Raw genomic sequence first — 6,563 nt, forward strand, 5'->3', positions numbered from 1 at the left:
GCGTCGCAGCGAGGGCGAATGCCTAGGGCTTTTTTGGCCAGCTCGGCACTTCGCGTCGTGCGCCGGTCGCCAGCGCCTGGGCAGGCAATTCGCCCCACTGGCCCTGCCCTTCGCTCGGGTTGGCGTGCTGCGGAGCGGAGTGCTGCGGAGCGTGGGATGGCTGAGGCGCCGGAGCCGAATGCTCGCGCCGACGATGGCGCAAGGCGAACTCGGCGACGGCGTCGATATCTTCCTCGGCGATAGCGTTTGCCCCGCGCCAGGCGGCGTGAGCCCGGGCGGCACGCAGCCAGACCAGATCGGCGCGCAAACCATCGACGCCAGCGGCAAAGCAGCGCTCGGTAATCCGTGCCAGCGCCTGGTCGTCCAGGGGAATGCTCGCCAGGGCATTGCGTGCGTGCTGGCAACGCTCGCGCAGAGACGCCTGCGCCGCTTCCCACTCGGCGCAGAAACCCTGCGGATCGCTGTCGAAATCCAGGCGACGGCGGATAATCTGGCCTCGTTCGGCCGGTGCTGTGTGACCACCAAGGGCGACATTCAAGCCGAAACGGTCGAGCAGTTGCGGGCGCAGCTCACCCTCTTCCGGGTTCATGGTGCCAATCAGCACGAACTTCGCCGAGTGCCGATGGGAAATGCCGTCCCGCTCCACCAGATTGGTGCCGCTGGCGGCCACATCGAGCAGCAGGTCAACGAGGTGATCAGGCAACAGATTGACCTCGTCGACGTAGAGCACGCCACCGTCAGCCTTGGCCAGAACGCCGGGCGAGAACTGTGCGCGACCTTCGCCCAGCGCCGCGTCGAGGTCGAGGGTGCCGACCAGGCGCTCTTCGGTGGCGCCCAGCGGCAATGTGACGAACTGACCGCTGGCCAGCAGGTCCGCCAGACCACGGGCCAGGGTCGACTTGGCCATGCCACGCGGGCCTTCGATCAGGACTCCGCCGATTTTCGGGTCGATGGCGGTCAGGTACAGGGCCAGCTTCAAATCGTCGGCGCCGACCACGGCGGAGAGCGGGAAATGCGGGGTGTCGGTCATTGTTCTATCTCGGTCATGGTCGGTGATCAATTCACAAATATCACAGTTGCCTTCATCCCTGTGGGAGCGAGCCTGCTCGCGAAGGCGGTGTGTCAGCCAGCATAAATGTCGTCTGACGCTCCCTCATCGCGAGCAGGCTCGCTCCCACAGGTTCCAGCGTGTCAGCCGTCTTCTTCTATATCCAGCAACAGATTCTCCAATGCCTCGCGGTAGGCGCCCGGCTCCTTCCACATCCCGCGTTGTTGCGCCTCGAGCATGCGTTCAGTCATGTCGCGCAAGGCATGGGGATTGTGTTCACGGACAAAATCCCGGGTGTCCGGATCAAGCAAATAAGCGTCGGCCAGCAACGCGTACTGGTGATCGTCGATCAACTGCGTGGTGGCATCGAAGGCGAACAGATTATCGACGGTCGCGGCCATTTCGAACGCGCCTTTGTAGCCATGGCGCTTTACCCCATCGAGCCACTTCGGATTGGCCGCCCGGGAACGGATCACCCGGTTCAGCTCTTCCTTCAAGGTGCGAATCTTCGGCAGGTCCGGCTGACTGTGATCGCCATGATAACTGGCCGCCGCCTCGCCTTTCAGGCTTTCCACCGCCGCGAGCATACCGCCCTGGAACTGGTAGTAATCATTGGAGTCGAGCAAATCGTGCTCGCGGTTATCCTGGTTTTGCAGCACCGCCTGTACCTGGCTCAGGCGCTGGCTGAACTGTTCACGGGCGGCGGTGCCTTCGTCGGAACCGCCGTAAGCGTAGCCGCCCCAGTTGAGGTAAACCTCGGCCAGGTCCTCGCGGGTTTGCCACAGGCGAGCGTCGATGGCGCCCTGCACGCCCGCGCCGTAGGCACCGGGCTTGGCCCCGAAAATCCGCCAGCCGGCCTGACGTCGCGCAGCGTCTTCATCCAGCCCGGTCTGCAACAAGGCTGCACGCTCGGCACGCACCTTGACCGCCAACGGGTTGAGGTCGTCCGGCTCATCCAGGTCGGCCACCGCTTGCACCGCCGCGTCAAACAGGCGGATCAGATTGGCAAAGGCATCGCGAAAGAAACCCGACACGCGCAAGGTCACGTCGACCCGAGGACGGTCGAGCAAACTCAACGGCAGAATCTCGAAATCGTCGACCCGCTGACTGCCGGTGGCCCAGACCGGACGCACGCCCATCAACGCCATGGCCTGGGCGATGTCATCGCCGCCAGTGCGCATGGTCGCGGTGCCCCACACCGACAGACCGAGCTGGCGCAGATGATCGCCGTGGTCCTGCAGGTGCCGTTCAAGAATCAGGTTGGCCGACTGGAAACCGATGCGCCACGCCGTGGTGGTCGGCAAATTGCGCACGTCCACCGAGTAAAAGTTGCGCCCGGTGGGCAACACGTCGAGACGACCGCGACTCGGCGCACCGCTGGGGCCGGCCGGGACGAAGCGACCGCTGAGGGCGTCGAGCAGACCGCGCATTTCCGCTGGGCCGCAGGCGTCCAGCCTTGGCGCGACCACTTCGCGAAGGCTGTCGAGGATGGCACTCACTTCAGCCCAACCTGCCCCTTGTGGGAGCGGGCTTGCTCGCGAAAGCGGTGGATCAATCGACATCAATGTTGAATGGTCAATCGCTTCGCGAGCAGGCTCGCTCCCACAGGGGGCGACCAATGCCTGCGAGATCAGTTGTGTGGCGAACAGTTCGAGGCGTTCGCGGGTATCGCCAGTGGTGCGCCACAGTTCAGTGCTGATCGACAACAAGGCACCCGGTCTAGGTCCGGTCCACGGCTCCGCCAATGCACAATCGAGCGGATCGAAGCCCAACGCAAACGCCTTGGCCAGCGCCCGCAGCAGACTCGATTGCGCTCCTCGGCCATCGCCCCGCGGAATGCGCAACAACGCCAGCAAGGTGTCGATGCGCAAACGCCCGGTCGGCGATTCGCCGAACACATGCAAGCCGTCGCGGATCTGCGACTCTTTCAAGTCGCACAGGTAAGTGTCGAGTCGCGGCAACCAGATCGCCGCGTCGGCATCGCTGTCGAGTTGCTCGTCCAGTTGCAGTTCACGGTCGATGTGCGAGTCACGCACCAGTTGCAGGATGTCGCGCTGCAACTCGCGTGCGCGGCGCGGATCGAGCAACTGCGCTTCGTAATACTCGTCGGCCAACAGTTCGAGGTTGCGCAGCGGGCCATAGGTTTCGGCGCGGGTCAGCGGTGGCATCAGGTGATCGATGATCACAGCCTGGGTACGCCGCTTGGCCTGGGCGCCCTCGCCCGGGTCATTGACGATGAACGGATAGATGTTCGGCAGCGGCCCGAGCAGCGCATCCGGCCAGCAGTTTTCCGACAGCCCCACGCCCTTGCCCGGCAGCCATTCGAGGTTGCCGTGCTTGCCGACGTGGATCACGCCGTGGGCGCCATAGGTGTGGCGCAACCAGAAGTAAAACGCCAGGTAACCGTGGGGCGGGACCAGGTCCGGGTCGTGATACACCGCGCTCGGGTCGACCTGATAACCCCGCGCCGGTTGAATGCCGACGAAGGTCAGGCCAAAGCGCAAGCCGGCGATCATCATCCGTCCGCTGCGACACATCGGGTCGTTTCCCGGCGCCCCCCAACGTTCGAGCACCGCCGCACGATTGGCTTCGGGCAGTGCATTGAACATCGCCAGATAGTCGTCCATCCCCAGGCTTTGCTGGCACGGACGCAGGTCGAGGGTATCGAGATCGTTGCTGACGCCCCCCAGCAACTGCTGGATCAGCGCGGTGCCGCTATCCGGCAATTCCGCCGGCAACGGATAACCTTCGGCATGCAGCGCCCGCAGGATATTCAGCGCCGCGGCCGGGGTGTCGAGACCGACCCCATTGCCAATGCGCCCGTCGCGAGTCGGGTAATTGGCGAGAATCAAGGCAATGCGTTTTTCGGCGTTTGGCACCCGCGCCAGTTCGACCCAGCGCCGCGCCAGTTCGGCAACGAAGTCCATGCGCTCCGGTTGCGGCCGGTAGCAGACCACATCCGACTGACTGCGCTCACTGCGCCACGCCAGGTCCTTGAAGCTGATCGGGCGGCTGATGATGCGCCCGTCCAGCTCCGGCAAGGCAATGTGCATCGCCAGATCGCGCGGGCCAAGCCCCTGTTCACTGGCGCGCCAACCCGGTTCGTTGTCCTGGGCGCAAATCGCCTGGATCACTGGAATATTGCGCCGGAACGGCCGCAGGTGCGGCGCTTCGGGGCTGGACTGGGCGAAACCCGTGGTGTTCAGGATCACCGAGACGCCGGCTTCATCCAGCCAGTCCTCGACCGCGCCCAGGCAGCCGGGCTCTTTCAAACTGGCCAGCGCAATCGGCAACGGATTCAACCCCGCTGCCTGCAAGCGTTGGCAAAAAACGTCGATGAACGCGGTGTTCGCCGCCTGCAAATGCGAGCGGTAAAACAGCACCGCCGCCACCGGTTGACCGGCGTGCCAGTCGGCCTGCCAGTCACTCAGTGCGGCAGAGTGTTTGTGCGGATGGTAGATCGCGGTGCGCGGCAGGGTTTGCGGCTCGCCCCAGGTGTAATCACGCGCCAGCCAGCGGTTGGCCAGGCAGCGGAAGAAATCCAGGGCGTTGCCCATGCCACCCTGACGCAGAAACTGCCAGAGCCGGTCGCGGTCCTCGGCACCGACGGTACTCAGGTCGCTGAGCTCCGGATCCGGGCGGTCATCGCCCGGCACCAGGATCACCTGCACGCCGCGCTGGGACAGCTCGACCAGGCGCTCGATGCCGTAACGCCAATAGGCGATGCCGCCGTGCAGCGAAATCAGGATCACCCTGGCGTGACGCAGCACCTCATCGACGTACAAATCGACCGAGGCATGGTTCTGCACCTGCATCGGGTTGGCCAGGCGCACGCTCGGGTAATCCTCGGGCAACTGCTGCGCCGCCTCGGCGAGCAGCGCCAGGCTGGAGTCGCCGCTGCACAGGACCACCAGCTCGGCGGGGGTTTGCCCAAGGTCGGCAATGTTGTCATCCGACACGAAACCGCCGGGCTGGGTCCTGAGCAGGTGCATGGGTTACACGCTGAGCGCAGCGCGCAGTTGCGCTTCGAGCACGGCGGCGTCCAGTTCCTGGCCGATCAGCACCAGCCGGGTGATGCGCGCCTCTTCGGCGCCCCATTGGCGGTCGAAGTGCTTGTCGAAACGCGTGCCCACGCCCTGGATCAGCAGGCGCATCGGTTTGTTCGGAACGGCGGCGAAACCTTTGACCCGCAGGATGCCGTGCTGGACCACCAACTGGGTCAGCGCGTCCATCAGCAGGCTTTCGTCGGCTTGCGGCAGTTCGATGGAGATCGAATCGAAGGCGTCGTGATCGTGGTCGTCATGATCATCGTCGCCATCGTGATGATGGTCGTGGTGGCTGTGACGGCTGTCGATGTGTTCTTCGGAGCCGGCACCCAGGCCGATCAGCACGTCCAGCGGCAGGCGACCGCTGCTGGCTTCGATGATTTTCACCGCTGGCGGCAACTCTTCGGCGACTTCCAGGCGCACACGGGCCAGGTCGGCCGGGTTGATCAGGTCGGATTTGTTGAGAATCACCAGGTCAGCGCTGGCCAGTTGGTCGGCAAACAGCTCGTGCAATGGCGATTCGTGGTCCAGGTTCGGGTCGAGCTTGCGCTGGGCATCGACCTGGTCCGGGAAGGCAGCAAAGGTGCCGGCGGCCACGGCCGGGCTGTCGACCACGGTGATCACCGCGTCAACGGTGCAGGCACTGCGGATTTCCGGCCACTGGAAAGCCTGGACCAGCGGTTTTGGCAGGGCCAGGCCCGACGTTTCGATGAGGATGTGGTCGAGATCGCCACGACGAGCCACCAGTTCACGCATCACCGGGAAAAATTCTTCCTGGACGGTGCAGCACAGGCAGCCGTTGGCCAGTTCATACACACGGCCGTTGGCTTCTTCTTCGGTGCAACCGATGGAGCACTGCTTGAGGATTTCGCCGTCGATGCCCAGCTCGCCAAACTCGTTGACGATTACCGCGATGCGGCGACCCTGGGCGTTGTCGAGCATGTGCCGCAGCAGCGTGGTTTTACCCGAGCCGAGAAAGCCTGTAACGATGGTGACGGGAAGTTTGGCCAGTGTTTTCATCGGATGCCCTATGGCTAGGTGGCGGGCATACGGGACGACGACCGGCAACGCAGATGCGCGTGCCTGAAGAGTTCGCCACCGGATCACCCCGCCCGGTTGAATTTGAGAATCTGTGTCGAGGCAGGTCTCCTGGCTGACGGTGTGCCGGCCTTGGGCCTGGCATTCGCTGCGCCTTCCCGCCGGCCTCATGGATTGAGCCTGCAGTGGCGTGGCAACGAACATCACCGTTCACAGTTGCGGGGGCAGCCGCGGCATTGACCGCGTTCCCTTCTTAGCTTCGACAAACGCCGAAGAACCTCGAAAGCGCAAGGCTACGCATGGTATTGGGGCGGGTCAATCTTTGCCCGGCTCCCCCAACCTTATTGACTGCACCATTCCCCTGTAGGAGCTGCCGCAGGCTGCGATCTTTTGATCTTGCTTTTTAAAATCAAGATCAAAAGATCGCAGCC

Annotated in this window: 3 protein-coding genes and 1 riboswitch; all 3 genes read right to left on the reverse strand. The window is 64.0% G+C overall.

Annotated elements, in window-relative coordinates:
- Nucleotides 1-22: 22 nt before the first annotated feature.
- The 3 genes from AC3WJW_RS27310 to cobW all read right to left on the reverse strand — a co-directional run bounded on the left by AC3WJW_RS27310 (nucleotide 23) and on the right by cobW (nucleotide 6,114).
- Entirely contained in the window at nucleotides 23-1,030 is a 1,008-nt protein-coding gene (locus tag AC3WJW_RS27310) for a magnesium chelatase ATPase subunit I (protein ID WP_493728149.1), read from the reverse strand.
- A gap of 161 nt (nucleotides 1,031-1,191) precedes the next feature.
- Entirely contained in the window at nucleotides 1,192-5,040 is a 3,849-nt protein-coding gene (gene cobN / locus AC3WJW_RS27315) for a cobaltochelatase subunit CobN (RefSeq protein ID WP_493728150.1), read from the reverse strand.
- Nucleotides 5,041-5,043: 3 nt separating this feature from the next.
- Nucleotides 5,044-6,114, reverse strand: coding sequence for a cobalamin biosynthesis protein CobW (cobW, locus tag AC3WJW_RS27320; protein WP_102702111.1), 1,071 nt, complete (start codon nucleotides 6,112-6,114; stop codon nucleotides 5,044-5,046).
- Between the two features lie 102 nt (nucleotides 6,115-6,216).
- Nucleotides 6,217-6,429, reverse strand: a riboswitch (cobalamin riboswitch).
- Nucleotides 6,430-6,563: the final 134 nt, after the last annotated feature.

The sequence above is a fragment of the Pseudomonas sp. GW821-FHT07G06 genome (assembly GCF_058986625.1).

Excerpts from the sequence above, each read along its gene's own strand:
- cobN (WP_493728150.1), bottom strand. The coding sequence starts at position 5,040 with ATGCACCTGCTCAGGACCCAGCCCGGCGGTTTCGTGTCGGATGACAAC.
- AC3WJW_RS27310 (WP_493728149.1), bottom strand. The coding sequence starts at position 1,030 with ATGACCGACACCCCGCATTTCCCGCTCTCCGCCGTGGTCGGCGCCGAC.
- cobW (WP_102702111.1), bottom strand. The coding sequence starts at position 6,114 with ATGAAAACACTGGCCAAACTTCCCGTCACCATCGTTACAGGCTTTCTC.